Annotated in this window: 23 protein-coding genes and 1 tRNA gene; 14 read left to right on the forward strand and 10 right to left on the reverse strand. The window is 32.1% G+C overall.

Annotated features, from left to right (window positions below):
* From ACIQ1E_RS08465 to ACIQ1E_RS08475, 3 genes are all read right to left on the reverse strand, one after another.
* Positions 1-397 (reverse strand): heavy-metal-associated domain-containing protein (locus tag ACIQ1E_RS08465; protein ID WP_396170491.1); only part of this gene is annotated, 397 nt, incomplete at its 3' end.
* Between the two features lie 91 nt (positions 398-488).
* Entirely contained in the window at positions 489-872 is a 384-nt protein-coding gene (locus ACIQ1E_RS08470) for a hypothetical protein (protein ID WP_396170493.1), read from the reverse strand.
* A gap of 194 nt (positions 873-1,066) precedes the next feature.
* Positions 1,067-1,408 carry a tyrosine-type recombinase/integrase gene (locus ACIQ1E_RS08475; RefSeq protein WP_396170529.1) on the reverse strand — a complete coding sequence of 114 codons (342 nt, stop codon included), beginning with the start codon at positions 1,406-1,408 and terminating at the stop codon, positions 1,067-1,069.
* An 85-nt stretch (positions 1,409-1,493) separates the two neighbouring features.
* Here ACIQ1E_RS08475 and ACIQ1E_RS08480 point away from each other — a divergent pair, with 85 nt between their 5' ends.
* The 14 genes from ACIQ1E_RS08480 to ACIQ1E_RS08545 all read left to right on the forward strand — a co-directional run bounded on the left by ACIQ1E_RS08480 (position 1,494) and on the right by ACIQ1E_RS08545 (position 13,894).
* Positions 1,494-1,724, forward strand: coding sequence for a hypothetical protein (locus ACIQ1E_RS08480; protein WP_396170494.1), 231 nt, complete (start codon positions 1,494-1,496; stop codon positions 1,722-1,724).
* Between the two features lie 451 nt (positions 1,725-2,175).
* Positions 2,176-2,826, forward strand: a complete 651-nt coding sequence (locus ACIQ1E_RS08485; protein WP_396170496.1) for a recombinase family protein — start codon at positions 2,176-2,178, stop codon at positions 2,824-2,826.
* A gap of 246 nt (positions 2,827-3,072) precedes the next feature.
* Positions 3,073-4,590 carry a hypothetical protein gene (locus tag ACIQ1E_RS08490; RefSeq protein WP_396170498.1) on the forward strand — a complete coding sequence of 506 codons (1,518 nt, stop codon included), beginning with the start codon at positions 3,073-3,075 and terminating at the stop codon, positions 4,588-4,590.
* 95 nt (positions 4,591-4,685) lie between these two features.
* On the forward strand, positions 4,686-5,237 hold the full coding sequence (locus ACIQ1E_RS08495) for a hypothetical protein (RefSeq protein WP_396170499.1): 552 nt from the start codon (positions 4,686-4,688) through the stop codon (positions 5,235-5,237).
* A gap of 120 nt (positions 5,238-5,357) precedes the next feature.
* Complete coding sequence (locus ACIQ1E_RS08500; protein WP_396170502.1) at positions 5,358-6,854, forward strand: DNA methyltransferase; 1,497 nt, start codon at positions 5,358-5,360, stop codon at positions 6,852-6,854.
* A 205-nt stretch (positions 6,855-7,059) separates the two neighbouring features.
* Entirely contained in the window at positions 7,060-8,610 is a 1,551-nt protein-coding gene (locus ACIQ1E_RS08505) for a recombinase family protein (RefSeq protein WP_396170504.1), read from the forward strand.
* A 153-nt stretch (positions 8,611-8,763) separates the two neighbouring features.
* On the forward strand, positions 8,764-10,029 hold the full coding sequence (locus ACIQ1E_RS08510) for a tyrosine-type recombinase/integrase (RefSeq protein WP_396170506.1): 1,266 nt from the start codon (positions 8,764-8,766) through the stop codon (positions 10,027-10,029).
* A gap of 7 nt (positions 10,030-10,036) precedes the next feature.
* Positions 10,037-10,846, forward strand: coding sequence for a hypothetical protein (locus ACIQ1E_RS08515; RefSeq protein WP_396170508.1), 810 nt, complete (start codon positions 10,037-10,039; stop codon positions 10,844-10,846).
* A 137-nt stretch (positions 10,847-10,983) separates the two neighbouring features.
* Positions 10,984-11,316, forward strand: coding sequence for a hypothetical protein (locus ACIQ1E_RS08520; protein WP_396170509.1), 333 nt, complete (start codon positions 10,984-10,986; stop codon positions 11,314-11,316).
* A gap of 9 nt (positions 11,317-11,325) precedes the next feature.
* Positions 11,326-11,964, forward strand: coding sequence for a hypothetical protein (locus ACIQ1E_RS08525; RefSeq protein ID WP_396170511.1), 639 nt, complete (start codon positions 11,326-11,328; stop codon positions 11,962-11,964).
* Positions 11,965-12,334: 370 nt separating this feature from the next.
* The gene (locus ACIQ1E_RS08530; protein WP_396170513.1) at positions 12,335-12,526 is read left to right on the forward strand and encodes a hypothetical protein; all 192 of its coding nucleotides are present in this window, start codon (positions 12,335-12,337) and stop codon (positions 12,524-12,526) included.
* Entirely contained in the window at positions 12,504-12,707 is a 204-nt protein-coding gene (locus tag ACIQ1E_RS08535; RefSeq protein WP_396170514.1) for a hypothetical protein, read from the forward strand. The genes ACIQ1E_RS08530 and ACIQ1E_RS08535 overlap by 23 nt, the downstream gene beginning before the upstream one ends.
* Positions 12,708-12,709: 2 nt before the next feature.
* Positions 12,710-13,114 carry a hypothetical protein gene (locus tag ACIQ1E_RS08540; RefSeq protein WP_396170516.1) on the forward strand — a complete coding sequence of 135 codons (405 nt, stop codon included), beginning with the start codon at positions 12,710-12,712 and terminating at the stop codon, positions 13,112-13,114.
* Between the two features lie 213 nt (positions 13,115-13,327).
* Positions 13,328-13,894 (forward strand): recombinase family protein, encoded by a 567-nt coding sequence (locus ACIQ1E_RS08545; protein WP_396170517.1) that lies wholly within the window; start codon positions 13,328-13,330, stop codon positions 13,892-13,894.
* An 82-nt stretch (positions 13,895-13,976) separates the two neighbouring features.
* Here ACIQ1E_RS08545 and ACIQ1E_RS08550 read toward each other — a convergent pair whose 3' ends face one another.
* The 7 genes from ACIQ1E_RS08550 to ACIQ1E_RS08580 form a co-directional block, all read right to left on the reverse strand.
* Positions 13,977-14,411, reverse strand: coding sequence for a hypothetical protein (locus ACIQ1E_RS08550; protein WP_396170519.1), 435 nt, complete (start codon positions 14,409-14,411; stop codon positions 13,977-13,979).
* 79 nt (positions 14,412-14,490) lie between these two features.
* Positions 14,491-16,944: an N-6 DNA methylase gene (locus ACIQ1E_RS08555; protein WP_396170521.1), complete on the reverse strand. Its 2,454-nt coding sequence runs from the start codon at positions 16,942-16,944 to the stop codon at positions 14,491-14,493.
* 4 nt (positions 16,945-16,948) lie between these two features.
* Positions 16,949-19,498, reverse strand: coding sequence for a DEAD/DEAH box helicase family protein (locus ACIQ1E_RS08560; RefSeq protein ID WP_396170523.1), 2,550 nt, complete (start codon positions 19,496-19,498; stop codon positions 16,949-16,951).
* 99 nt (positions 19,499-19,597) lie between these two features.
* A complete protein-coding gene (locus ACIQ1E_RS08565) occupies positions 19,598-21,391 on the reverse strand; it encodes an alpha/beta fold hydrolase (protein WP_396170524.1) in 1,794 nt (597 codons plus the stop codon).
* A 60-nt stretch (positions 21,392-21,451) separates the two neighbouring features.
* Positions 21,452-22,039 carry a hypothetical protein gene (locus ACIQ1E_RS08570; RefSeq protein ID WP_396170526.1) on the reverse strand — a complete coding sequence of 196 codons (588 nt, stop codon included), beginning with the start codon at positions 22,037-22,039 and terminating at the stop codon, positions 21,452-21,454.
* Positions 22,040-22,531: 492 nt separating this feature from the next.
* Positions 22,532-22,605, reverse strand: a tRNA-Asn gene (locus ACIQ1E_RS08575).
* Between the two features lie 138 nt (positions 22,606-22,743).
* Positions 22,744-23,871: site-2 protease family protein (locus tag ACIQ1E_RS08580; protein WP_396170527.1), on the reverse strand; the 1,128-nt coding region annotated here is incomplete at its 5' end.

Here is a 23,871-nt window from a genome sequence, read left to right on the forward strand (position 1 = left end):
GTGTCGAATGGTCTTCTTTCACCTCCGTTTTTGGTGTTTCAACTTTTGCAACTGTTTGTGCTTTTCTTTCGTACTGGCAACAATCAGGCAATTTTGCATACACATCATTTGGGGCAAGAAATTTTTCGCTATCATAACCACTCAATGCTATGCGTTTCAAGATTTCGTCTGGATTGGTTAGCTTTGCATCGTAAGTGATGGTTGCCATTTTGGTGTCCTTATTCCAATCTACTTTGACAACTTTACTCTTATTTCCTGCTTTTTCAATGGTTGTTTCACACATACCACAATTACCGTATATTTTTACGCTTTCGGTTTTAGCGTTTTTGATTTGAGCGTTACACGCTGTGAACGATAGCAATACAGATATTGCCATCAATATTTTTATTGATTTCATTTTTTGAAAATTTAAACTTTGATAAATAATTGATTTTGAAAGCAATGTTTTTGCTTTCGATTAGACAGACCTCTGGTGTCAAGGTAAGAAATTAGCCTATATTAGGCGGTGTCCAAATGGATTTAAAACCATCAGAAAGATAGTTTTCGTTGTAGTAATTTTTTATTTTTTTGCTTTCAGCAAAGTAGGTTTTTACTTTTGTTTCAGTCCAAAATGGTAATGCAAAAGAACAATGATTTGTTGGGCAACTGCAATTTGAATTATTGCATTTTCCGTTACAACTATTTTTGTCTTTGTCGCTTTTAGACTTATGATTTTTGCAACAGTCTTTTTTGCTATTTTTTTCGGTTTCTGATTTTTTGCAACAAGATTTTTCTGTTTTTGTTGATTTTGTTCCACAAGCATAAGTCAGCGTTGGCGTCGCAAAGAAACCAAGTGTCAAGATGACGAGTAATATGTGAAACTTTTTTGTCATTCTCTTTTAAAAACGGTCAAAGTTACAAATTATTTTCTATTTGTTGTACTTCTGTTGAAGTTTGTACGGTCGCTGTTAGAATAGCCGATAACTTGTATATATGTATGACAAAATCATACAAAGCCACCCATTTATTAGTAGATTGGTATGACAAACGTCATACTTTATTGTGATTCAAATGTATAATTTTTTCTTTATAAATCGTCAAACGGACTTTTTATTTGTTGAATGCTTTTCGTACTAACGTGGGTGTAAATTTCAGTTGTTTTACTACTACTATGTCCTAATAATTCTTGAATATAACGCAAATCGGTACCGCTTTCGAGTAAATGTGTAGCGTAACTATGCCGCAACCAATGCAGTGTTACTGGTTTTGTGTTTCCAACTTTTTGAAGGGCTTGTTTTAAAACACTTTGTAAACTTTGTTCAGAATATTGTTCTCCTACATTTTGACCTTCAAAAAGCCATATTTTAGGTTTGCAAATTGTATAATATTCTCGAAGCAAAATCAATATTTTTTCTGATAAAGGAGCAATTCTTGGCGGGAAATTCTACTTTGACACAAAATACCAAATTGAAATTTCAATTAAGGAGGGGAAATATAAATTTGATTTGATAAGTATGGAAAATTACATTAGCCCAAGTCAATATTCAAGTGGTGGTTGGACTCCAAATACACTTTTTAATAAAAATGTTGATAAAGAATACTTAGACAAGTTCATATATAAAAAAGATGGCACCCCTAAAACATATTATAGATACATAAATGAAGTGCCAGTTTATTTTAATGACTTAAACAAATCCTTAGTTGAAAGTATTACTGCTACTGTTAAGAAAAGTGATAGTTGGTAGAATTAGATTGATGTTCCCACAAATTTAAAGGAGGTTAATAATAGATAAGGTGTCAATTGACACCTTTCTCATTTCTGTCAAAAAAATAGAAAAATTTTAATCGGCAATTTCAAAAAAAGTCAAATTTCTGTCAAAAAATTGGGAAATTTCGCGGAGACCTCTATAGTGTGTTCTAAGACCTCAGATACTCAGAATATAAGGTCAGATACGGGAGGAAGGAGAGGCTTCAGGAGAGAAGGGAGGAGGGGGGCATTTGCGGATTAAGTTTTCGTTTCAGGTCCATGCGTATTTGCGCTAAACCAACAATCCATTTTAACTTCTTTTGAAATAATATTTTAAATCGTCTCAATTTAATTACTGTCTCAAAAAAATATAAAAAACACGCGCCTACTTATTGGTTTTCCGCTGTATGTTAGCCTCAACAAAATCCAAAGGATTTAATTGATACACTATGACACGAGCAGTAATTTATTCAAGGGTGTCTTCTGAAGGGAGCCGTCAGGACACAGAAAGACAAACAAACGAACTTGTTGAATACGCAAATACAATGGGATATGAACTTGTTTGGGTTTATGAGGAAAAAGTAAGTGGATTCAAGAAAAATAATGAGAGACCAATTTTTTCTAGAATGTTGGATGACCTTAAAAGTCAAAAAATTGATAAAGTTTTAGTTTGGGAGTTGAGTCGCATAGGCCGTAATGTCGTCCAATCTCTCCAAAATATACAATTGCTGACCGATAAGAAAGTTTCTATCTACATAAAGAATTTCAACTTGGAGACATTGAATGAGGATAAAACTCCTAACGGTTTATCTTTGTTCATGGTTCAGATTTTATTTTCAGTAGCAAGCATGGAGAGTCAATTAACGCTCAGCCGTTTGCAATCCGGATATCGCTCTTTAATTGACTCCCAAGGGTCAAAAGCTGTCGGCCGCAAAGCCGGGTCTATTGAAACTGAAGAGGAGACAATTCAAAAGCATTCTGATATTTTAAAATTATTAAAGAGGAATTTATCAATAAGGCAAGTAGCAGGGCTAACAAAAAAATCCACTAATACCGTGCTGAAAGTTCGTAAGTCTGCAATCGGATTAAATCTTTTATAAAAACTTCTTCTACTTTACGAGAGTGTCAATATCTCTATAGATAAATGCAATCATTAAATAAGATGATTATTTGTGCCGGTGATACTTACATCTTAAATTTCACATGAAACAGGGATTCAAATTATAGGTGTGTTCGGTACGACAAAAAATTACTAAAACCTTCCTAAGAAGTACGACAAAAAATAAAATTTGGAGCAGATTTCGTTTTGTCGATTTTAAAGTATATATTTTTTTAAAAGCAAAAATATGAAACAAAATTCGAAACAAATTAGAATCCCATCCAACATTGATTACGAACAATTATTCTCCAAAATCGAGGGTAAAGACAGTTACAAAAATGAACTAATTGACGCCACTTATGTGGTTCTCTCTTTTCTTTTCCCATCTAAAGATTACATTAAGGCAACAAGTGGTTTTGAAGGGTTTAAATCCATTAATAATGTAGAGATTAACAAAATCATAAGAAACAGATTTGGAAAGGTTAAAAGTCTTCTTATGGATGTAAATTCTCATTCATCAGGTGCCATTTTAATAGAGATACCGGAATATCAGCCGGGTATCTCATCAATGCGTTATAAGTTAAATGAAGAACTATTTTTAAACCCAGGAGAGAAACATGTTTCAATAGGTCCAAATGCTGAGAGAAGATTATTAAGATTTGAAACGGAAGGAATTAAGAAATATGAGGAATTCAAATCAACGTACCAATTTCTCCTTGATAAATACGAATCTGATATTACAATTGATGATGGTGCATTTGATTATGTAATTAAACTTAAATCAGTACTACTTGAAAAAGTTGCTAAATATGATGGAGACAAAGACGAAATGACAAAAAGAGTTAATTACACCATTAAGGAAATGAACTCCAAGATTCGTGCTATTCAAAAAAAGAGATTCAGACCTTCTGTATCTAAAAGTAATCATAGACTTAATTCCGTTATCACAAGACTCAACAGAGAACTTCGGTACTATCTTAGAATCAATGGGAATAAATTAGTGGAAGTAGATTTGAAAAGTTCTCAACCGTATGTGCTGGGTTCTATTCTTACTAATAGTTTCTTCAGTGGTGATTCCAATATTGATTTTAGTTTAATTAGAATTTATCCTCAATTATATAATCAACTTAATTACATTGTTTCTAAATCTACTACTGATATTACTTCTCTTATTGGAAATTCCCTATATAATAATAAAAAAGGTTTCCCGAAGTACTTTATGTCTGGCGGGTTGGATAATTGTCTTGAAATTCAATCTTATCGAAGTTTACCCTTTGAAGAAGGTTTTTATCCTCATCTAAATAACACTTTTTTAAATGGAGATTTTGAAACACAAAAGGTGAAGGATAATGTAATGTTATTACTAAACCTTCAGAATTTAAGGACGAGAAATCATATCTCCTTAATTCAAAATTTCAAAAGCTATTTCCCGAATATTAATTTGTTTATTGAAAGTTTAAATAATTTTAAAAAGTTGAAGTCTACGATTGCTATTTTGATGCAAAGGTCAGAATCTTATTTGTTTTTACGTATTGGTTGCAAAGCGGTAAATGAACGACTCCCTGATGTTCCGTATCTGACTATACATGATTCGATTCTAATTGAAGAACAATATTGTGAAGTAGTTACCCCAATTTTGAAGGAAAGTTTAAATTCAATTACAGGGATAGAGCCCGGCGTTAGTGTTAAAGTAATCCAAGACCCCATGACTACTTTAGATGTAGATGTTGAGGAGATTTGGGGCGAATTACTTTCTTCGAAATAATTAACTTCTTGACGAATTTTCAAAAAGTTGTAAAAAAATTTTGTGGATTAAAATATTGTACATAATTTTGCGGTACAATTTACAAATACACAATAATGCAGATACCACATTTTAGCAAATCTTGGAAACCCGTTTTCAATGTTGAATTATTTTTGGATGAGAATAAACCTAAAACAATTAGAAGTAGTAGGTTTTGGGATGATGTTCATTTGGAATATGATGAGGTTGTAGATGAGTTCAAAAAATTTATTTGCTGCGAAGATGAGATTTTTGACAATAAAGGTAATCGCTTGACACCTATAGATATATATCATGCAATAGAAGTGTATAAATTAAGAATATTAAAGATGATGCTAATCTTTAATTTACGTTTATATAAAACTTATAACGTTAATAAAAAAACGGGGGAGCGATACATTGTAATGCGGGCATTTTGGTTCGGTGATGATAATAAACTCGTAAGATGGTTTTCTAAAAATATTGGTCCTGAGAGTAAAGTGGCACCAAATGGAAAAATCCCTACTCATTTGTTAGATTCAATTGAAGAGGATATACTTGAACGTATGTGGGACCAATACCATTTTGATTTAGATAGAGATGGTGGTGAAATTGGTTTTGACAATGATGGCAACATCGTCTTATTATAACAAGTATAAATTACTTAAAAAATGGAATTAAACCTCCATTTTTTTTAACACAAAAAATTGTACCAAAAATAATTATCCAATTAAAAAAGACATAAATTTTTAACTTTAAATAACTAAAAAATGGAAACAACTAAAGTGAAATTAAGTGAATTACAAATTCACCCATTGGTATTGAAGATTAAACAGTACCAACCAAACCAATTCATGACATTCTCAATGAAAAACTTCGGTCAAAAGACAAATGTGATTGTAGTGTTGAGAAATGGAGTCTATTACATTATCGATGGAGGTTGTCGATACTACGCAGCAATCGAAGCAGGTAATATTGACGCTCTTAATTGTAATGTTCTTAACATTCCCGATTCAGAAATTTTGGACACACGTATTACGTATAATCTGAAGACAAAGGTTCATCTATCTGAAAAATGTATGAACATCGAACACATGTTGAACTTAATGGGGAATAACCAAGGAAAAAGAAATGACATACTTGGGATGAACAACATAAATGATGAGGATGAATTTGGAACCGCAGGTAGAGATAGATTTGAAATTGCTTGTATGCAATCAGGACTTGAATTTTCAGGAAGAACGTTAAGAAAGTTAATGGCAGTTCATGATTATGAGAAAACCGATAACAGTCTTGGTTTAATTGAAGGTATTGATAACGGCACCTACAAAATTGATGCGGCGTATAGATTAATGTTAAGTAGCAGAGATAAGGACGGTAAGAAAGAAGCTAGAAATAAAAGAAAAATTGAAGCATTAAACACAGACGTTTGGTTTAAGGTTTTTGAACAAAGTAGTGTGGACTTATCAAACTTAAAAAAGTACAGACCTCAGTTTGCAGCCTTCTCACCGACATATTGGGGAATGAAGGAATATCGAAACCAAGGCGAGATGGAATATGGTCAAGAACCTACACTTCAAGAATATCTTGAAAACAGCAGGAAATTCATCGATGCGCTTATGGATATTATGGATGAAAACGGAGTTGTCGTAATTATAATTGGGGAGTCTTATGCTGGTGGATATAAAAGTATTATTACTCAATACGAGATGATGTTGCTTGAAGCAGGTCTTGAAGTGATTGGAAAATGTCCTTGGATAAAAAGTAACTCTACCCCTGTAATATTAAAAGACTTTTTCAGAACTGTGGATGAAACTATATTGGTGTGTAAAATGAAAGGTGCGGAAGTAAATTTCAATCCCGAAATGAAAAAAACTAAAGAAGGGAAAAAAATGGTTAAGAAAAGTCACAAAGCAAAAGACGGTTCAGAGAGATATTTTGTCCAAGACGAAGAAACTGTTGTCTCAAATGTCATTATTACTCCTGTAGTTAATGATTCCGAATACAAAAAATACGACCCTGAATTTACCCACGACGCACCAGCTCCCATGGCTGTTTATGAACGATTTGTAGACTCATACACATTGCCAGGTATGACCTGCATCGATATACATTGTGGTGCCGGTCAGGGACTTGAGGTTTTTGCCCGCAAAGGATGTAACGCAATTGGTGTTGACATAGACCCTGTATCAGTTGAATTCTGTAATAAGAGAATGAATATGGTATTAGGAGAAAGAAATGAAACTGAATTACAACAAGCAGCATAAGATATGAATCCATCCCAATTAAAGACCCAAATAAGTTTAGATGGGTATAATTTAACAGACCAACAGAGCCTTGAAATATGGGTTCTGTTGGACAAACTGGCACGTATTGAATATAACCTTTATTTAGAGGAGAAAAAGTCCTTGTGCGAAGGCAATTCAAAATCAATTATCGACATTAGCCATTCATTTAAAGATGCAGCCTAATATGAAGAACGTATTCGTGTACAGCAGAGTGTCAACCGATGAACAAGCACTTGGTCACTCTATAGATTTTCAAGAAGAAACAATCTTACGTCATTGTAAGATGAAAAACTATAATGTAATTGAGTGTTTTCGGGAAGATTATTCAGCTAAAAATTTTGACCGTCCTGAGTGGAAAAAAATATTAACACTCATCAAGTCCTATCGAAAAACGTCTTTACCGATAGATTCCATCATAATTCTTAGACCCGACCGCTATTCACGTAACCTAATTTTATCCTTTACAGAAACTGCTAAGTTGTTAGAATTAGGATGTTCAATTGAATTTCTTGAGGGACAGGTTGACACTTCAAGTCCTGATGCACTTTTACTCCAAGCGATAGGTTTTGCGCTACCACAGGTTGAGAATTCTAAAATTTCTCGCCGCTCCTGTGAAGGTTCACACAAGGCAAGAACATCTGGCTGCTTTACAGGGGTTGCTCCAAAGGGATATAAAAATTTTAGACTTGACACAAAATCTACACTTGAATTTAATTCAGAAGCACCACTGATGAAAGAAGCGTTTGAGAAAATGGCTAGTGGAACTTATAGTGCAGATGAAATTAGACGATGGTTAAACTCAAAAGGGATGTCTATTTCAAAAAACACATTTCTTGGTATTATACGAAACGTCACTTACACTGGCAAAATCAGGGTTAAAGAATTCAGAGGAGAACCTGAACAAATCGTCCAAGGTCTTCATCCCGCTTTGATTACTGATGAATTATTTGCGGCAGCCAACGATGTCTTGAATGGTAGAAAACGTAAAATGAAATTCAAAGACGATAAGGCTGACTTATACCCGTTAAAAGGTCATTTGGTTTGTCCAATTCACGGGAGGTCACTTTCGGCCTATGGTTCGAGAAGTCGGAATGGTCAAATTTACCATTATTACGTTTGTACAAAAAACCTATGTCCTCGTTATCCTATTGACCACGCACATAGTGAAATTGAACGATTACTTGGAGTGGTTCAATTCTCGGCAAGAATTATTAAATCGTATCGTTCAATTTTAGAACGAATTTTTCAATCAGAGGACTCAAACAGAAGTCAGTTAATACAAACTACTAAAGACGAAATTCAACGTCTTAAACAAAGGAAAACACATATCCAAGACGAATATATGGATGGTAAAATATCGTCCCTTGATTATAATGAATTGAAGACGGGTCTTGATGTAAAGGTGTTTGAAAAAGAACATACCCTTAAAGATTTGAATGAGGAATACTCACCATACAAAGAGTACTTGAATAGACACGTTCCTGCTTTGGAAGATTTAACATCATTATATAAAAAAGTGGATGGTAGAACTAAGAAACAGATATTGAGCTGCATCTTTTCAGAAAAAGTTCATTTTGAGAATGGAAAAGCTGCAACACCGAAATATACAATTCCAATTGAGGTTTTAATCAATGCCGGCAAGGTTTTGGAAAAAAATAAAAAAGAAAAGGAGGTCGTTTCTGACCTCCTGTTCACTCTTGCTCCCTCTCTTGGGCTCGAACCAAGGACCCTCTGATTAACAGTCAGAAATATATATTATTATATATTTTGATAATGTTTGTAAAAGCATTGTAAATCAGTATATTGAAAAATACTTATATATTTTATTTTGTTATTTTAAGTTATTATTTGTAGTTTTGGTTGCAAATTAGCTGCAAATGTATTTATTATGAAAGATGAAGTTTCTATTATCTTATCTCTTGATAAGAGAAGAATTAAAACTAATGGAAAATTTCCATTGAAAATTTGTGTCTCTCAAAGATACCCTAAAAAGCAAAAATACTTTCCTACAAAATATGAATATAGCGAAGCAGAGTATATTGAAATATTTTTTCCAGAAAAGGTAGGGCGAGAAAAAAAAGCTATAACAAACAAAAGAGAAGAGCTGACGTTAGTAAAAAAGAAAGCAATTGATGTTGCTGCTAAAATTGTTCCATTTAATTTTGAAGTTTTTGAAAAAAAATTGTACGCCACAAAAAGTAAAGATTCTGACGTCTTTTATCAATATGACTTATACATTCAAAAACTTAAAAATGATGGTGCAATTAAAACCGCAAGTAATTATGAGTGCAGCAAAAATGCTTTAGTCAAATTCCAAGAATATAAAAAAATTAAGCAGCCAGATAAATTAGATTTTAGAAGTATTAGCGTTCAATATATATACGATTTTGAAAAGTATTTTTTAGAGGTTAAATTGGGTTCTATTTCTACTGTTGGTTCATATACACGTCCTTTAAGAGCTATTTTTAATATAGCAATAGAAAATAGTATAATCACTGAAAATTTTTACCCATTTGGAAAAGGTAAATACGTTATTCCTTCAAGTTCAAAAGTTAAAAAAGCATTAACTAAAGAGCAATTAGACATTTTATATAATGCAACACCGCTTACAAAGGAGCAAGAGATTGCAAAAGATTTCTGGTTTTTTTCATATATATGCTATGGTATGAATGTAAAGGATATTTGCCTATTACGTAATGAAAACATTAATAATGATTTACTTCAATTTAACAGAGCAAAAACCAAGAAGAACAAAAGAAGCAACATTCGACCTATTGTCATTCATTTAAATGATGAAGCAAAAGAAATATTAATGAAGTATTCCATAAAATCAACTGTTAAAAGGGATTTTGTATTTGGTAAAATTTCTGATAAGATGACAGCAGAGCAGCAAAGAAGTGCAATAGATGCCTTTAATAAATTTATTAGTCAGCACATCAAAAAATTAGCAGTTTCAGTTGGATTAGATAATGATATATCTGCATTGTGGGCACGACATTCTTTTGCAACAATGTTGATAAGAGCAAGAGGTTCTAAAGTTGAGGCACAAGAATGTTTGGGTCATTCATCTATGAAAGTTACAGAAGGATATTACTCGGGTTTCACCGCAGAGACAATGAAGGACATATCAAGTAGTATAATGACCTTCAAATAGAAATCAAATGGAAAATCAATTTGCAGAATTTTATCAAAGTTTTATTCTAAATTCACTTTTACCAAGAGAACTGGAGGACTATAATAAAGCATTAAAAACGCTTAACTTAACGCTAGAGAATTTCCTTGATTTATTATTAGATTTTGATAATCATTTGATTGAAGTTGACGGTGAAATAATTCCAGATTTGGGAAGTTTAGCTCAATCTAAACTTGTTAAAGCATTAGGTCCTTACGACAATTCTAAAATAAAAAAGGAGCAACTGGCATTAAAAAATCTAAACCAGCACCTATTGTCTTTATTTTCGGTAGTAAAAAACCACAATTTTAAGATGGGATTAGTGGATGAGGATTATAATCGAAAAATAGAAAACGCTGGTAAAGTTTTATTTGAAAGATTTGCTTATTTAAATAATACGCCAATTAAAGACATTGAGTTTAAAGGTCAGCAATCTTTTACATTTAAAAAATCATGTAAGACTGATATATTTCTTAGAGTTTTAAAAAAATTAAAAGATAATCAACTTGTTGCAACCGAAACTTCAGTTGGAAGATTTCAAAAAATTTTTTCTGGGGAAGAAATTCCAAATAATGAAAAAGTAGATTGGATTGGTTCAAAGTTTGAATTAAAACTTTTTTTGATTAATTTAAAAAGTGAATTTAGTTCAAAACGTAATTTTTTCAACACCACACTTAGATGTTTTACAATAGATGGGAGAGACATACTTCGTATTGAAGAAATTTCCAAAGCATCAAATAAAAAGACAAAAGAACAAATAATAATAGAAATCGTTTCTATTTTTAAAATACGAGCATAAAATAATTTTTAAAACTTCATTTTTTATTTAAAGCACTGTTTATCAGTATTTTAATTTATCGTAAATACGAGCAAATACGAACTACAAATACCTCTCACAGATAACAAGGTAATTTTACAAGAAAAACACGTAGAATTATGAATTTGTCAACCCCCCTTTACGCACTCACTACAAGTGAATTTATCGAACTGATTCAAGAGCAACTGAAATCGTTGCAACCCCCCATTAAAAATCAAAGTGCAATTTTAGAAACTGACAATGTAGATATAAATTGGGTTTCAGAAAATTTAAAAATACCAATATCAACTATTCATACCAAAGTGAGTAGAATGGAGATGCCTTGTAAGAAAAGGGGTAAGCCATTGATTTTTAGCAAAAATGAAATTATAGAATGGAATAATAGCGGAAGAGCTAAAGTTATCCAAGAAATTGACTTTGCACCAGTAAAAAGCACTAAAAAAATCAAATAAAATATATTTATGAAACACATTTTTACATATCCTTTTTCGAGAAGGACAAACATAGAAATAAAATCCATACGTAAAGCAACCAGTGTCAAATTATATGAGGATGAAACTAATCAGAGGTGGGTAAGATTTACAGACCTTGAAGTATTAAAGTACCACCGCGAAATTAAGATAAAAGATTTTTTTCAAACCTATGCTTGTAGAAGAAGATATACACTTATAGAATACGTAATTGATTACAATGAGAGCGATAAGTTAGATAGGTTCTTTTTTGCACTCAAAAAGGCCTTAAAAGAAAATGGGTCGGAACTACTTGGTTATATAAGACTGGTAGATATTGGAAAGAATGGCGGAGTGCACCACCACATAGTTGTAAGTATTCCTTATATAAACATCAAAGGAAAAAAACTACCTCAACACCTTAAAAGAACATTTAACGCTCAAAGAGTACACGGAGAGTTAGTGGAAAACAATAATAAAAAAATGAACTACTATATACCAAAAGAAATAGTAGAACTGGGACTAAATAAAAGGGTGTTTGCACGATCAAGAAAATATAAAGAAATAAGATTAAACAAAATGATACAAAACCCGCAAAATTCAAATGATTTTGCACCAGCGGTAGTGAACATTAAAAAAACTTTAAACTAATTAATATGGCAATTAATAATGAAATTCGGACTTGCTATTACAGCGGTCAATCATTTATACCAACAAGACAGAACCAAATATTCGCATCAAAAGAAAATCGAATATTGTTTCATAACCAAATAAACAATCAATTAAGAAAGAGATTAAGCTTCATCAACAAACAGTTGCTGTTAAACTTTAGAATATTGATTGACGTTTTGGATGGAGAATATGAAACAACAGTTCACAAAGAATTTTTATTGGGAAGGGGATTTTCTTTCAGTGTTTTTACGCACTTATCTGTGAGTAAATTATCCAACAACTACTGCTACTCCGTTTACGAAGTCTCATATGAAAGAATCGACGATGATAATTATAAAATAACAAAGATATGCTGAATACCGATTTATATAAAATAATAGCTATACCAGAAGCTAATATAGACCTTGCTGGAATAGAAACTAGTGTTTTGTTAAAGAATGAAAACAAAGCATTAAGAAGAGCCATTTACATTGGGCTATCAATAGGATTAATAACAATAATTTATTTAAACAATAAAAATGAAAGAAGAGAAGAAAATTGATTTCGTGTTTGATATTAGCAAACATTTACAGAGTGAAATTAAAAATAGTAAATACATTAAATATGTTAGCATTGCAACTACTGTTGTGGGAGTAATACTTGCTATTGGATTTGCGTCCAAAGCTTTCAATTATACAATAGGAAACCTTAAAACATTATCCCAAACTTTAAAAAAACAATAAATATGAATAAACCATTACTCGGCTATTATAGTCACAGCTCAAAGACATTTAACACCCCAAAAGAAGTTAAAGAATATGACTTTATTAGTAAGCTATATAATTGCTTTGTTATTGCACCCAACATACACTTGGTATTCAAGAAAATGTCTGTTTATAATCAATACCAACAATTAATAGATACAGTTGATTTTATGGTTGTTAGTGCCTATAATGGAACAATTAGTAGAAGTTCGTATTATGAAATAAGACAAGCTTTAGAAAGGAAAATTCCAGTTTTTGAAATCTATCCAGTAGGTATTGGATTTAAATTAAGGAAAGTTGTTGCGGTCGATGTATTGCCAGTAACCAATTTATCAAGTTACGCAAAGTTGACCGCCATTTCAATAAAAAATATTCTATATCAATAAATTACTCTAAATAATAATTCATTGTCTAAAGAAGAAGAAATTAAAATTACCAAAGTGGCACTGTATTATCGTGTTTCCAATAAAAACCTAATCTCTACTCTAAAATGGCAAAAATTAGACTATACCTTAAAACGATACAATATAAATTTTCTGTTTTCAGCGCAAAACAACCAATTAGTTAAAAAATAAGTTAGTAACCTAAAAATATACAATATGAGCCGAATAACCTACGGAAGAATCAGCACAGAAGGGCAAAATGAATCCCGCCAATTGGTTAAAGGAGAAATTGCGTTTATTGATAAATGTTCTGGGGCAATTAGCTTTATGGATAGACCTCAAGCAAAAAGGCTGCTTGAGTATCTAAAAATAAATCCTCAAACGGAAACACATATTTTGAGTGTCGATAGAATTGGAAGGTCAACACTTGATATTTTGACAACAATTCAATTTTTCAAACAAAACAATTATAAGTTAAGTATTGATAATTTAGGAATGGACAATACAAGTCCATTTTTTGATTTGATGATTAGTTTGCTCGGTACACTGGCTGAACACGAAAGACAAATAATTAGAGAGAGGTGTAGAGGTGGAATTGATGCTGCAAAAAAAAATGCAGTGTACGTCGGAAGAAAAAAAGGCACTACTGATGACAGAAGTAAAGTTTTAAAAAAACATAGTGACATCGTAACTTGTCTGCAATCAAAAATGAAAGTTTCAGATATTTCGAGACTAACACAAAAAACAAGAGCAACAATTTATAAGGTAAAGAAAATGCTGTAAAATAAATGGGTACAAACTAAAACTACCTCAACCTCCCCCAGAAATATGGGGGCAAACAATCGAACGATTGTTTGGTTATGAATTACCGCTTTTTAACAGTCCAAATTGAATTACTTGTTGTTATAGGATATTTGTAATCTCTCGACAACTTATTTTCTTTTGTCAATTCTAATTTAGATTTTGGTTCAAATTTCTCAACAATCATATTAAATATAAAACCAAAAAGTTCCCCTAATTTATCACTAAATATCAAATTGCTCAATAAACTAATTTTGTAATTAGGATTAGAAAATATAATCTTAAATTCAATTAATTGATTAACAACAATTACTTCTTCCTTTTCAAACTTTGAAATATTTATATTTTCAGCGATGATGCCAATGCTATACAATCGATACGAAATAGCATCCATTAACATTAAGTCATTTTCAAATTCTTCTAATGTAGAATTTTCCCTCCACTTGCCAATAAAATCTAATGAGGTAACTATATATTCAAATATTTCTTGATTTTTCATTTCTAATTATTTTTCCTTTTGCTTCAGCTTTAAATTCAAAATATAAAAAGTTGAAATTGGTTTAATTTCAAGTTATGAATTAAAACTCCTCCTTTACACCCCAAACCTCATTGATTTTAACTTTTATCTTTTGCTCAAAAATAGCTATTAGTTGTTTACTTGACGATACTAACTGTTGCTCTTGTTCAATTCTTTTAACAATTTCATTTTGTTCTTCATTAGGCGGAAGCGGTATTTTAACCTCATAGATGCTTCCTTGCGATACAGAAGGTTGACCTCCTACCTTTGCGTACTGATTAAGGTTGGCGTGAATTAGAGCATATTTTAAATATACTTGATTCAAATTTTCTAAATAATTTGTAACATATAAACAGTTATCTGTTACCCAAGATTTAGGGGTAGTAATATGAACTGCACCACAATATTCACCAACTCTACCAATTACTAATGTTGGTTCTTCTAAAAAATATTCATTGTGAGTACCGTTTATGCCATTACCGCCATAAACATTGTGTTCTCCAATAACTTTATTTTTAGTTGGCAAAAAATTACCGCTTGATAATTTAAAAACTTTTCCCAACTCCACAATTTCCCATTCTGGCTTTATGCTTATGGTAGGTTTATAATTATCAACTACCATTTTTGCACCATCAATAATTTTTTGATAACCCTCAATTTCCTTTACTATCTGCTCTTGTAATACAAGAGGCGGTAGTGGGATATCAAATGTTTCAAATACTTCTGATTTTAAATTTCTAATATTTGTACTTGATATTTGTCTTTTTAAGTGATTTCTAAATTTATCAATTTTTAATAACTCAAATAAATATCTTGAATTTAAATTAGCTTTTGTTCTTATCACGGCCATAAATCCACCGAAATAAGAATCTAAATCTTTATTAATAAATGCAACTTTTCCAATATGTGCCTCACTACCACTTGCTGTACATATTAAAATATCATTTTTATATAATTTTTGAGATGATTTGACTTTACATTTATTATCAATAAGTTTAATATCTTCCAAATTAAGTGAACCATCAATTGATATATTGTTTGCCCTAAATATTTCAATTCCAAATTCCGACACTTCATCGTTTTTAGAATAAGTTACTCCCCTAACAAATTCAATTAAATCAGAAACCTTGCATAATTCAAACCCTTGATTTGCTGAATTTTCATTTACGAAATATCTTTCCGCATTTAAAATAATATCTTTATTTGTAACTATTTTATCTTTTTCAACTAATGTACAAATACTACTATATTTTTCTTCATCAAATGATTTACCAGAACTTAAACTTTCTTTGTAGGCATTAAATGCTTCTAACGCTAATGGTAAATCGTTTTTGTCGTGTTCTCTGCGTTGAGCACCTAAATCAAATCCATCATTTTCAACTTTAATAAAAAGTATGTGGTCGTTTTTCTTTGATAATGATTTATCAAGCATCAAAATACTGGTTTTAACTCCGCTATAAGGGTTAAAACATCCAGCTGGTAAAGAAATAACTGCAATCAAGCTATCATCAACTAACATCTTGCGTAATTGCTTATAAGCAGTTTGCGTTGTAGCGACAATTCCATTTGGCACTACAATTCCAGCACGTCCGTTTTTGTTCAAATGTTCCGCTATGTAATCGGTAAACAAAACCTCTGCTTTATTAGCTTGTACACCAAATTTTTTGTGCGGTCTAATTCCGCCCTTTGGGGTCATAAATGGTGGATTGGCTAAAATTACATCAAAGGTTTCATCCCATCTATCCTCACTACTTAATGTATCGTATTCATATACTTGTGGGGTGGAAAATCCGTGCAAATACATATTGGCTAATGACAATCGAACCATATCTGGACTAATGTCATAACCAACAAAATTTTGTGCCAATTTGGTTCTGTCATCTGGCGTTAGTTTATCTCCTAATCGCTTGTCGGTATTGGTATTTAAAATATGTTTGTAGGCACTCAATAAGAAACCAGCAGTTCCACAAGCTGGGTCATTTACTGTTTCGTGTTTTTGTGGGTTTAAACAAGCGGTAATAAAATCAATTACGTGTCGAGGCGTTCTAAATTGTCCAGCATCTCCTTGACTTCCCATAACGCTTAACAAATACTCAAAAGCATCTCCTAATTTTTCACTGTGGCTGTATTCAAATTCACCGATGTGCTTTAAAAATAATTTTAATGTTGCTGGGTCACGATAAGGCAAATAGGCGTTTTTGAAAATGTTCCTAAACAATTCTGGAATGTTCGGATTAGTTTGAAGTTTCTCCAAAGCATCACTATATAAGTCAAGCATTTCTTTCCCACTTAAAGAAGGGTCAAATAATTTTCTCCAACTGTATTTTGAATAATCGCCACTAAAGAACTTGGCATTTCCCTTGAAAACCTCAACTGCTTCTCTATCCATATCATCCATAAATTTATAGATAAGGGCAAGAGTAATTTGTTCTATTTGAGATTTTGGGTCTGGAACTTTTCCAACTAAAATATCACGACAATTATCAATGTTTTTTTTTGTAATAGAATCTAACATATTTTTAAGCGGCTATAAATTTATCCATTCGGATATAGGTTTTAATGTACGTTGGTATAACGTCTCTCATTCGTGCATCAACTCTAATAAAATCTTCCTTATTTAGTGTTGGATTGTAGTTTAATGCTGGGTAATCGTGGTTATCAATTATTGACCTTACAGTTGGGTCTGAAATATATGCTATGAAGAAATAACGTAAAGCCTCTATATCTAATATGTCTGATACATCTATCGTTGAAAGGAATTTATCAAACTCATCACGAATCAAAACATCCTTGCTTTTAATTTCATTCCCATTAAAAATTAAATCCAATATTTCTCTAACCGATATTTTACGGTCTATTTTTAATGCCTTACGAAGTTTCTCCAGCGTGAACTCATTATCAGCTTGATTGATATATTTCTCAATGGTTAATGCAGTTGCAGAATCCATATTGCCAATACCAATAGCATCTATAATGTCTTGGTCATTTTTAATGTTTTCCTCAAATTGTTGGAATAACATTCTGTCCACTTTCATTCCTTCAAAACCAATTTTATTTTCTTGAAAAGTTAAAATGGCATCTTCATCTTCAAAATTATAACCATCTTTTTTTGGTTTTGTGGTTGTTTCTGGCATAGCAGAAGAACTTGGAATCAATGAAGCTAATTTTAAAACTTGGTCGTAATCAAACTTTTCTTCAAAGTATTCACAAATTGCGAAAAAATCAAACAATTTAAACGTTTCTTTCTTTATAGTGATAACCTCAACTTCGTTACCATCTTTGTATTTATGTTCAAAATTATAAATTCGAGTTCCTCGACCTTTAATCTGAATAAATTCCGATGGCGAATAAATAGGTCGCATTAAACCAAGATTTAAAATATTTGGACAATCCCATCCAGTAGTCATCATTCCAACTGTAACACAAACTCGTGTGCGACTTGTTTTATAATCGATTAGCACATCATTATCTGATGCCCATTGACTAAATCCCAATAACTTGTCATTACTATAATCAACAGTCATTTGTTGGCTATCCATTACTGATGAAGTAACTTGAACTGCAAAGTCGCTTCTGTATTTTTTTGCCCATTTTTTATCGGCATATTCATTAAGAAGTTGCGTGAGTTTACCAGCGTGTTTTTGACTTACCGCAAATATTAATGCCTTTCCAAATTCACCAGTAATTGGGTCGGTTAAACCATTATCTAAAAATGTTTTTACAAACAGTGCATTAGTTTCATCGGAGAAAAATTTTTTCTCAAACTGTGATTGCTTATAGATAAACTCTTCCGAAACTTCCTCGCCATTTTCATTAATAGCATTAACCAAAACACTATATCCCTCTTGGGATAATAATTTGGTTGTAACTTCGGTTCTGGCATCAATTACGGTGGGTTGAACTAATATTTTATCCCTTGCTCCATCAACGAGGGTATATCTAAATGTTGGTGTTCCGCTTGGGCAACCAAAAGTAGTATAGGAATCTAATAACATTCTACGCTCCATTTCTCTTGGGTCGTCAAAGTTTTCAGTATCGATGTTTTTAAGATAGTCTTTTGGTGTAGCAGTTAATCCCAATTTGTAACCCAAAAAATATTCCAATAAAGCACGGCTATTTCCTCCACCAATGAGGCGATGAATTTCATCACCAACAACCAAATCAAAATCAGTTGGCGAAAAGTATTTCTTGTATTTATCATTAATTAAAAGCGATTGTATAGTTGTTACAACTACATCTGCTTTCTTCCAATCATTTTTGTTCTCTTTGTAAACGACCGTAATGTAATCATTGCCAAGATAGTTCTTAAAGTCTTTTCTTGCTTGTTCTTCCAACTCTAAACGGTCAACTAAAAAAAGAGTTCTTCGAGAGTTTCCAGTTTTATGAAATAATTTTACAATAGCGGCAGAAGTTAGGGTCTTACCAGTTCCAGTTGCCATTTCCAAAAGAAAACGTTTGTTACCCTCTTTTACGCTTTCTTGAATACTTTTAACGGCATTTAATTGGTAATAACGTAGAAATCGAATCGATTTATTTTTGATAAAATCAGCTCTTGTATCTTCGTTTTGATATTCTGGGAAATCTTGGTAGTTATATAATTGAGTTTCTGCAATAAACCCATCAGTAAGTGGATAATTAATTAGCTTATCTGGTTCTGGATTGTATTCCTTATATTTTTTTAAAGACTCTAATCTTGGGAAGGCACTTATGCGTTCTGGATTTCCTTGTTCTAAGTTCCAGAAATAATGAATATTCCCATTAGACAAAATAATGTATTGTGCCTTTTGAGCAATGGCATATCTACGTGCTTGTTCCTTTGCAAATAGAGGTTCGATTTTTTCGCTTTTCGCTTCTAATACAACTAAAGGATTCTGATTGTCATCCAAAAGAAGAAAATCAATAAAACCGCCTTTAATTTTTTCAAAATCTTCGCCTAAATCATCAAACTTAATATGGCTTTCTAAATGGATATTTGCTTTCCCTTCTTCCCCATCAAAAAATCTCCAACCCGCTTCTTCTAGCAGTTTGTTAATTTTTACACGAGATTTTGCTTCTAAATCGTTCGGCATATAACTTTACTGGTTTGATACAAATGTAAGTGATTTATCACGATAAAATATTTAATCTTTATCAAAAAAAAAGACTACTTTTTGAGTAGCCTTTGGTCTTTATTCTTTTACTATTTTTTGGGTAATTGATTTATCGTTATTGGTAAACTTGACTAAATAAACACCAGCTGTAAAGGAACTCAAATCTATCTCTTGATTTGTTGTAAATGAATCGAATTTAGTTTCACTTACTACTTGCCCTAAATAATTCACTACAGTTGCTGTTTCAAACTTCTCGATTGAGTTATCGAAGAATACTTTTGAAGTTGTTGGGTTTGGGAATATTTTTAATGAATTGTCAGAAGTGAAATCTGGGTTGGAGAGTGTATTTGATAAAGAAAAAGTATATGGATTTAAGTAACTTGTTGATGTTGGTGCTCCATAAATCTGTAAATAATACAATCCAATAGGTAAGCTTTGTGAAAAATTATTAGAACCACTATTAATTGTTAAAGTTTGCCCTACTTGATTATAATTTGAGTCAAATATTCTTGCATAAATAGAAAATGAAAGCGTATTATTAACTAATAAATTAACTTGATTATTCATATTTACTAAAAATTTATAATCATCATAATCATTTATACTTGCAATTGACTGCGGTGTAATAAAACCCTTATAAGTATTTCCAATTGTAAGTTGATAAGCAAGGTTAAAAAAATTTGGCTCATCTAATCCTTGAAAATTTACTGGTATAGCTTGTGGTAATTCTGAATGTAATCCTTTTGCTCCAATTTGGGCTGCTGTATAAATAAACTCATTAACTGGAGTAGGCAAGTTGTAAAAATTGTTTAAATTGGCATTTTCACGTCTTACTATTCCATCTCCCTCAATAGTTAACCCTTGAAGCAATTGACAATTAGTGCAGATTCCAACTATGTAAGAGTAATCTAATGTTGCTGGTAATGTTTTTTGATTTAATCCAACAATCATAGTGTTATCACCATTTATTCCGTTACAATTTACATCAACATTATAAAAGTCACTAAAAGCACTATTGTCGATATTTGTTTGATTTTCAATTCCACCATACAAATATGCCCCAACACTTCCGCTCCAAGTATATTCTTTTCTCAAATCTCGATATGCCTCTGAACTTGAATCTATTCCAGTTAATGAAACATTAGTCCCAGTATATCCTCCGTGAGGAGTTCCAGTCGTAATTAATTTTGCAACGTGATGGTTTACATTTGGTTCAGTCCAAATAGATGGGTTTTGTAAATATTCTCTCCCACATAAACCACCCATACTATGCCCCATAATAATAACCTTATCTCTTCCAGTTTTTTGTAGAACAATTTGTATTGCGTATTTCAACGCAATTCCTTGTTTTACTATAGAAGCTTCGTTACTTAGCATATCATTAAACGGACTTCCGTCATCGCTTGTATATAATTCTCCATTATTATTAATGTCAAAATTTAAAAAGTAAAAATCTCCGACTGATAAATCAGTGGCAGAATTTGTAAATAATGCAATATCTGCTCCAGCAGTCGGATATATATTTTTGTTTGAAGTCGAATTATTATTATCGTCATTTAGAGAAAAATCAATTCTACCTCCAAAACTTAAACCTTCGTTTACTAACTGTAAACCCAAGTCAATCCAAACCTTTGAATTTGAATTTAATCCGTGAATAAAAATTATTGGATATGGCAATTCTGTCTGTCCTAATGTGGTTTTTTTATTTGCTGTTTTTAATTGAGAATAAATTTGTAGTGAATCAATTATAGATAAATTTTTTACATCGGCTGAACGAGGTTTGGCAATTAGTGTCAAATCTTGTGCATTTGTTTTAGTTTGAAAAAACATTCCAAACAAAAAGACTATTGTAAGAGATAGTTTTGTTTTCATAATAAGTTGATTTATTTTAAATAAAAAAGTGCACTTAATTAAAAGTGCACTTTTTGATAATTACCAAACATAAGAAAGGGTTAATTCAAAAGTGGTTGGGCTTGTTGGGTCAGTTACTGTAACAACACTTGGAAAAGATGTTCCATTAAAAGGTAAAAAAGCAGCTGATGCCATATTATCATCAGCATTTGAAGGAATATCTCCCGTGTCGTAATCCCATAGAGAAAATATTAGTGGTGAATTAACATTTGTAATCTGCAAATTAGGATTTAAACTAAATTGATAATTTAAATTACTTCCACCGAGAGCATTTGAAAAAAAAGAAGGATGGTTATATATAACTGTTGTGCCACTGTTAATTTTAATATAAATATCTGCATCATTTGTCCCATCCCAGAGAAAGCCTTGAGAATTAGTATTTGGGAATGATTTAACCACTACCTTAGTGATGATGACTTTTGAAGGTTGAACAACTGTACTACAATTTGTACCACTATAGCCTTGTGGACAATCACATCCGCAATCTGGAGTAGAAGTTCCTCCATTTAAGCACGAAATGGGAACGCAAGGTGTTGTCGAATCTGACGAACAATTAAAAAATAAAAAAGCAATGGTTAGAACAGACAGTCTTTTAAAAATAGTTTTCATAATTTTTTTGTCCCCAAGTCCTAATGAGGTTTATTTTTTTTAGAAAACTAAAGGCGTAGGACAATTACGACACACTTGCCTTGAAAGCCCGACCAAGGTGCTTGGAACAAAGTATATGTAAAGCCTACGCCTCGACTGAGGCGGCTTACTATACTTCCTTGTTCCATTTAATACTTGGTCGGTTTTCAAGACAAGAAGTAGCAAAACGCTATTAGTTATATGTTGTGATTCATTTTCACGATGCTAATATATAAAAAAATGCACAACACTTTTTTAAAAAGCGTAAGAATTGGTTGTCGTTAAGATTTGTTAATAATGGAAAAGAATCTTAGATATAGAGAATTTGACTAATTATAAATCGTAATTAGGTAAACGAAAAAAGTAATGGAAATTGCAGTTAAAAATAAGGGAAAGTAAAAGTTTTGGATGCAAACTGGATGCAAATTAAAAACAAGAAAGGGCTTACATCTCTGTAAACCCTTTCTGCTTATGCTCCCTCTCTTGGGCTCGAACCAAGGACCCTCTGATTAACAGTCAGATGCTCTAACCAACTGAGCTAAGAAGGAAACTGTATTATTATTAACTTAATTGCGTATGAACGTTTTGGGCTGCTTTAACTGACAATAGTTGTTCGTTTAAGCGGTTGCAAATATAAGGCTAAATTTAGTTTTCGCAAATAAATTTACAAAAAATATTAAAAAAAATTATTTCCCTACGATTGCTTTGTAAATATCGTTTCCGTTGGCAAACAATAACAAAGTGATAAGTAGAAAGAAACCAACCATTTGGGCGTTCTCTAGGAACTTGTCGCTTGGTTTTCGGCCACTAATAATTTCGTATAATAAAAACATCACGTGACCTCCATCAAGAGCTGGAATTGGCAATAAATTCATCACACCAAGCATAATCGATAACAAAGCAGTGATGTTCCAGAACACTTCCCAACTCCAACTGCTAGGAAAAACATTATAAATGGCTGCAAAACCGCCTACGCCTTTATAGGCACCAGTATTAGGATTGAAAATCATTTTCAGTTGCTTGCCGTAACCTACTAATTGATCTTTTCCTTTTTGGATCCCTATCGGAATCGATTCAAAAAAGCTGTAGTTTTCTTGGCTGATTTTGTAATATCCCAATTTTTCAAGATTGTCTTTAGCCAAAGAACCTAAACCAACTCCTAACTTACCTTCGTTGTTTACTTCAACTGTAATAGGGGTTTCTTTTAGGTTTCGCAACACTACCGCAGGGATTTTTATGCCTTTATTAGCATTCAAAATTGCTGCCGCTTGATCAAAATATTTTACTGTGATTCCATTTAGTGAAACGATAATGTCCTTTGCTTTTAATTGCGCTTTGTTTTTGGAGGTATCAGATACATCACCAACAACAAATGGCATTCTGAGTGTAATCACACCTTTTTTATCAGAATCTAAAAAATTACCGATAAAATTCACAGGCATATTGATTGTCTTTTCTGTTCCTTCGCGCTCGACCACCACCACTTTTGAGGTTAAAATATCCAAAGAAATAGAAGGAATAAACCGTTCTACTTTTTTTCCATCAATCGATACGATTCGGTCTCCAGTTTTGATTCCCGCATTTTCTACTACAGGACTTGTAACCCAAATACCATCCTTCAAAGAGTCATTATTGATAAAGCTATCGCCATACGCATAGGCCATACCAATATAAATGATAAAAGCCAAGACGAAATTCACCAAAACTCCACCCAACATAATAATCAATCGTTGCCAAGCCGGTTTAGAACGAAATTCCCAAGGTTGAGGAGGCAAAGCCATTTGCTCTTTGTCCATACTTTCGTCAATCATTCC

It is taken from the genome of Flavobacterium sp. (assembly GCF_044348915.1).
Classification (GTDB): Bacteria; Bacteroidota; Bacteroidia; order Flavobacteriales; family Flavobacteriaceae; genus Flavobacterium.

What these genes read in the sequence shown, in the direction of transcription:
- ACIQ1E_RS08470 (WP_396170493.1), bottom strand. Translation starts at nt 872, where the DNA reads ATGACAAAAAAGTTTCACATATTACTCGTCATCTTGACACTTGGTTTC.
- ACIQ1E_RS08480 (WP_396170494.1), top strand. Translation starts at nt 1,494, where the DNA reads ATGGAAAATTACATTAGCCCAAGTCAATATTCAAGTGGTGGTTGGACT.
- ACIQ1E_RS08485 (WP_396170496.1), top strand. Translation starts at nt 2,176, where the DNA reads ATGACACGAGCAGTAATTTATTCAAGGGTGTCTTCTGAAGGGAGCCGT.
- ACIQ1E_RS08490 (WP_396170498.1), top strand. Translation starts at nt 3,073, where the DNA reads ATGAAACAAAATTCGAAACAAATTAGAATCCCATCCAACATTGATTAC.
- ACIQ1E_RS08495 (WP_396170499.1), top strand. Translation starts at nt 4,686, where the DNA reads ATGCAGATACCACATTTTAGCAAATCTTGGAAACCCGTTTTCAATGTT.
- ACIQ1E_RS08500 (WP_396170502.1), top strand. Translation starts at nt 5,358, where the DNA reads ATGGAAACAACTAAAGTGAAATTAAGTGAATTACAAATTCACCCATTG.
- ACIQ1E_RS08505 (WP_396170504.1), top strand. Translation starts at nt 7,060, where the DNA reads ATGAAGAACGTATTCGTGTACAGCAGAGTGTCAACCGATGAACAAGCA.
- ACIQ1E_RS08510 (WP_396170506.1), top strand. Translation starts at nt 8,764, where the DNA reads ATGAAAGATGAAGTTTCTATTATCTTATCTCTTGATAAGAGAAGAATT.
- ACIQ1E_RS08515 (WP_396170508.1), top strand. Translation starts at nt 10,037, where the DNA reads ATGGAAAATCAATTTGCAGAATTTTATCAAAGTTTTATTCTAAATTCA.
- ACIQ1E_RS08520 (WP_396170509.1), top strand. Translation starts at nt 10,984, where the DNA reads ATGAATTTGTCAACCCCCCTTTACGCACTCACTACAAGTGAATTTATC.
- ACIQ1E_RS08525 (WP_396170511.1), top strand. Translation starts at nt 11,326, where the DNA reads ATGAAACACATTTTTACATATCCTTTTTCGAGAAGGACAAACATAGAA.
- ACIQ1E_RS08530 (WP_396170513.1), top strand. Translation starts at nt 12,335, where the DNA reads ATGCTGAATACCGATTTATATAAAATAATAGCTATACCAGAAGCTAAT.
- ACIQ1E_RS08535 (WP_396170514.1), top strand. Translation starts at nt 12,504, where the DNA reads ATGAAAGAAGAGAAGAAAATTGATTTCGTGTTTGATATTAGCAAACAT.
- ACIQ1E_RS08540 (WP_396170516.1), top strand. Translation starts at nt 12,710, where the DNA reads ATGAATAAACCATTACTCGGCTATTATAGTCACAGCTCAAAGACATTT.
- ACIQ1E_RS08545 (WP_396170517.1), top strand. Translation starts at nt 13,328, where the DNA reads ATGAGCCGAATAACCTACGGAAGAATCAGCACAGAAGGGCAAAATGAA.
- ACIQ1E_RS08550 (WP_396170519.1), bottom strand. Translation starts at nt 14,411, where the DNA reads ATGAAAAATCAAGAAATATTTGAATATATAGTTACCTCATTAGATTTT.
- ACIQ1E_RS08555 (WP_396170521.1), bottom strand. Translation starts at nt 16,944, where the DNA reads ATGTTAGATTCTATTACAAAAAAAAACATTGATAATTGTCGTGATATT.
- ACIQ1E_RS08560 (WP_396170523.1), bottom strand. Translation starts at nt 19,498, where the DNA reads ATGCCGAACGATTTAGAAGCAAAATCTCGTGTAAAAATTAACAAACTG.
- ACIQ1E_RS08565 (WP_396170524.1), bottom strand. Translation starts at nt 21,391, where the DNA reads ATGAAAACAAAACTATCTCTTACAATAGTCTTTTTGTTTGGAATGTTT.
- ACIQ1E_RS08570 (WP_396170526.1), bottom strand. Translation starts at nt 22,039, where the DNA reads ATGAAAACTATTTTTAAAAGACTGTCTGTTCTAACCATTGCTTTTTTA.